The following is a 3,809-nucleotide window of genomic DNA, read 5'->3' as shown; positions in this document are numbered from 1 at the left end:
GTGTGACCACAGCCGTATCCGCATCGTCCCCCGGCGCCGCGCGGCCCGCACCGGGCCCGGCCGCCGACGAGGGCCTGGCCCGGCGCCTGCGGGCGCTGGCCTGCACCGCGCCCCTGCACGACCTGGACGCGCGCAAGGCCAACCTGGCCGGGGAGTACGGCACGTACTCGATGGCGGAGGTGGCGCTGGCCGCCATCGACCTGGTCACCCTGCACATGGACTTCGACACCGGCGCCGACCACGAGGAGATAGTGGCCCGGCTGCTGCCGCGGGTCGCGGCCCAGGCGCCGCGGCGGCCCGCCGCCGAGCACGAGCGGGTCGCCCGCTGGGTCCTGGAGAACCTGATCAACGTCGGCAGCGTCGACCGGGGGTTCCGCGCCGTCTACGGCACCTTCGGCCCCGACGGCGAGTACGTGCGGCGCGACTACGACTTCAAGCTGATCGAGGAGGTGCCGGGGCCGGGCGGAGGCGTGTACCTGCGCACCACCGACGAGGCGGTCAACGTACTGGTCGGCGCCCTCGACACCGATGTCACCAGCGCGCAGATCGCCGCCGAGGTCAAGCTGGAGGTGCTGGTCAGCCGGGGCCGCCTGGCCGACGCCCAGCTCGCCGCCGAGCAGGCCCGCTACCGCACCGTGCAGTACGCCGAGACGCTGCGCCGCACCCTGGAGGCCACCCGGCGCAACGTCCGCGCGGTCGACTGGCTCAACGCCGTCCCCGACATGATCGCCGAGGCGCTCGACCACGTCGCCGACCGCTACCGCCACGAGAACGCGATCCTCACCAACATCCGCAGGGCGCGGGACGAGGCCCCCGCCGACAAGAACCCCGGCCACAAGCTGCGCGCCGCCGAACTGGTCGACATCGTCAAGGACTGCATCCGGCGCCACACCCAGCTCCAGTCCCGGCTGCTGGAGGCCGGACCGCTCTTCCGCGCCGAGCAGGACCGGCAGGCGTTCGCCCCGCCCGCCGCCGGCGCCGGCCTCGACCTGTACGGTCAGCTGCTCGCCCCCCTGCTGCCGCTGCCGGTGGAGCGGGCCACCAAGGTCACCGACGCCTTCTTCGCCCGCGGCACCGGGCTGCGCACCCCGGCGGCCGTACGGCTGGGGGACCTGACCGAGATGCTGCTCACCCCGCCCGCGCCCCGCGAGCACCTGGGCGCCGAGATGCCCGAGCCGGATCTGGTCGCCACCCCCGACGACAGCCGGTTCAGCGAGGAGCAGATGGAGGCCGCCCGGGAGCTGCTGGAACTGCCCGCCGACGCCCCGCGCCGGCTGTCGGGCCTGCTGGCCGAGGCCCGCCGCCGCGACCCGGAGCTGCCCTACCTGGTGGCCCTGCTGGCGGTGCACGCCGCCAGCCCCCCGGTCGGCACCGCCTACCGGCAGGGCGAACGGCGCCTGCTGTTCGCCGTGGACGACGGCACGGAACTGGACGACCCGGAGTTCGGCGGCGCCGACCTCGTGGTGGGGACGGCCCTGCTGGATGCCGCGGGCATGGCGGCGGACCGCACGGAGGTGGCATCTTGAACGAGTACGGTCCGTACGCCGGTCACGGCGTCCACGACGAGCAGGAGGGACCGGGCGGACACGGCGGGTCCGGCACGGAGCCCGGCGAGCGGTCCGGCGTCCCCGCCGGGTCCGGCAGGGTCCCTCTCTCCCCGCCGGACGCCGCCGACGCCGCCCGGCTGGTCTCCTTCGGCCTCCAGCCCAAGCTGCTGCCCGCCCGCGACGCCGAGTACGCGGAACTGCTGCGCCGCTACCGGGAGGAGCCCGCCTTCGCCCGGCTCGCCGACGCCGTCGCCACCGGCCTCGGGCTGGTCGTGCTGGAGGTCTCCCCGCGCGCGGGCATGGCCGTCACCGCCGCCGAGGACTCCGTCTTCGCCGTGCGCATGGGCGACTACGCCCGCCGCGCCACCTCCGACTCCACCGACCGCTTCCTGCACGGCCTGGCCCATCTGGCCATCGCCGCCCTGGCCTTCCCCCGCCCCGAGGACCTCGCCGACGACGGCTACGTCGGCAGGATCTCCGTCAACGGCGTGGACGCCTTCGTCCGCCAGGCCTGCCGGAGACTGGAGGAGCGCGCCGAGCGGGAGGGCGAGAACACCGACCCGGCCAGCGACGCGCCCGGCCTGGAGGCCGCCTGGCGGGTGTACACCCGGCGCAGCGCCACCGGGGCCACCAAGGACTCCCGCCGGCTGGCCGGCTCCACCACCGGGATCGTCGCCAAGGCCGCCGCCTTCCTCGCCGACTCCGGCTTCCTCCAGCGCACCGGCGACGACGCCGGGGGCACCTACCGCACCACCGCCCGCTACCAGCTCCAGGTGCGCGACATGGCGGGCAGCGCCGCCATGACCGAGCTGCTGGAGCTGGGCGTCGTGCCCGTCGGCGACGGCAGCGCCACCCTGCTGCCGCCCCCCGACCCCGACGCCCTCGAACCGGCCGCCGACGCCGGACTGCCCTTCCACAGCTGAACCCCCGTCCCCAGCGACGCCAGAGCAACGAGAGCCCCGCCGCCATGTACGAGCTGTCCCGGATCCGCCTCTACTCCATCGGGCCCGCCGGTGCGCGCTACGCCGACACCGTGCTGGACCTGCGCGGGGTCGGCGAGCCGGTGCCCAGCCCCGCCCCCGCCCAGGCGGACTTCTTCGAGGACGAGCCGATCGGCCCGCCGCGCCGCCCCGCGCCCGCCGGCGTGCTCTTCCTGGAGAACGGCGGCGGCAAGTCCGTCCTGCTCAAGCTGATCTTCTCGGTGATGCTGCCCGGCCACCGCAACACCCTCGGCGGCGCCAGCTCCGGCGTGCTGCGCAAGTTCCTGCTGGCCGACGACTGCGGGCACGTCGCCCTGGAGTGGCAGCACACCCTCACCGGGGAGACCGTCGTCGTCGGCAAGGTCAGCGAGTGGCGCGGGCGCCAGGTCTCCAGCGACCCGCGCAAGTTCGCCGAGGCCTGGTACAGCTTCCGGCCCGGCCCGGGCATGAACCTGGATTCCCTGCCGGTGGCCGAGTCCACCGCGCTGCGGCCCGTCGCCGAGGGTGCCTCCGCCGCCCGCGGCCGGCGCCGCACCATGAAGGGCTTCCGCGACGTCCTGGTGGAGACGGGCAGGACCTACCCGAACCTCGACGTGGTCTGGGAGGAGGTCCACGAACGCTGGAACGAGCACCTGGGCCACCTCGGCCTCGACCCCGAACTCTTCCGCTACCAGCGGGAGATGAACGCCGACGAGGGAGAGGCCGCCGGCCTGTTCGCCGTCAAGGACGACTCCGACTTCACCGATCTGCTGCTGCGCGCGGTCACCGACACCCGCGACACCGACGGGCTGGCCGACCTGGTGCACGGCTTCGCCCACAAGCTCGGCCGCCGCGCCGAACTCACCGCCGAGAAGGACTTCACCGCCGGGTCGCTGGACCTGCTGCGCCGCATCGACGAGGCCGCCCGCCACCGCGAGCAGGCCCGCGCCGTCCACGCCGGAGCCGAGCAGCGCACCCGCACCCTGGCCCGGCGGCTGTCCGCCCGCGGCACCGAGGAGCGCGGACGCGCCGCCGAACTCGCCGAGCGGGCCGACCACGCCGCCGGGTCGGCCGCCGAGGCCGAACGCGAACGTGGGCGCGCCGCGCTCATCGCCGCCGAACTCGCCTACCGCCACGCCTGTCTGGCGCTGGCCGCCGGTGAGAGGAGCGCCGCCTCCCAGCGCCGGGAGCTGAGCGAGGCCCGCACCCTGCACGCCGCCTGGCAGGCGGCCGAGACGGTGCTGGCGCACCGGGCCGCGGCCGACCGCGCCGCCCGGGTCGCCGCGGCCATCCGGGAGGCCGA

General features: G+C 75.6%; 2 protein-coding genes and 1 pseudogene. All 3 read left to right on the top strand.

Translation table 11 applies throughout. The annotated features are described in order from the left end of the window. The first annotated feature begins 2 nt into the window (after window positions 1–2). The gene (locus tag ACLIYP_RS29570; RefSeq protein ID WP_412716155.1) at window positions 3–1,526 is read left to right on the top strand and encodes a hypothetical protein; all 1,524 of its coding nucleotides are present in this window, start codon (window positions 3–5) and stop codon (window positions 1,524–1,526) included. Next, window positions 1,523–2,470, top strand: coding sequence for a hypothetical protein (locus ACLIYP_RS29565; RefSeq protein ID WP_412716154.1), 948 nt, complete (start codon window positions 1,523–1,525; stop codon window positions 2,468–2,470). Before ACLIYP_RS29570 ends, ACLIYP_RS29565 begins: the two co-directional genes overlap by 4 nt. A 44-nt stretch (window positions 2,471–2,514) precedes the next feature. Further along, window positions 2,515–3,809, top strand: a pseudogene (locus ACLIYP_RS29560) (hypothetical protein); the annotation flags it as partial.

Source organism: Streptomyces nanhaiensis (assembly GCF_046614825.1).
Classification (GTDB): Bacteria; Actinomycetota; Actinomycetes; order Streptomycetales; family Streptomycetaceae; genus Streptomyces; species Streptomyces radiopugnans.
Note: the sequence above shows the minus strand (reverse complement) of the source record. Positions and strands in the feature narration are given on the sequence as shown.